Annotated in this window: 1 tRNA gene and 1 rRNA gene; both read left to right on the forward strand. The window is 46.4% G+C overall.

Annotation, left to right across the window (positions count from 1 at the left end):
* Positions 1–71: ribosomal RNA gene (locus BCU75_RS19790) — 16S ribosomal RNA — on the forward strand; the annotation flags it as partial.
* A 67-nt stretch (positions 72–138) separates the two neighbouring features.
* Positions 139–214, forward strand: a tRNA-Glu gene (locus tag BCU75_RS19795).
* Positions 215–261 lie beyond the last annotated feature (47 nt).

Consider the following 261-nt stretch of genomic DNA (forward strand, 5'->3'; position numbering starts at 1 on the left):
TGTGGTTCATGACTGGGGTGAAGTCGTAACAAGGTAGCCCTAGGGGAACCTGGGGCTGGATCACCTCCTTATACGAAGATACTTACGATGAGTGTCCACACAGATTGATTAGGTTTAGAAAGTAAAAGAGATACTAGTGTCCCGTTCGTCTAGAGGCCTAGGACACCGCCCTTTCACGGCGGTAACAGGGGTTCGACTCCCCTACGGGATACCATCTTTAAGTATTCTCTTCTATCAGAGTATTTAAAAATGGTTCATTAG

Origin of the sequence: Vibrio splendidus (assembly GCF_002873455.1) — a bacterium.
In the GTDB taxonomy this organism is placed as follows: domain Bacteria; phylum Pseudomonadota; class Gammaproteobacteria; order Enterobacterales; family Vibrionaceae; genus Vibrio; species Vibrio splendidus_J.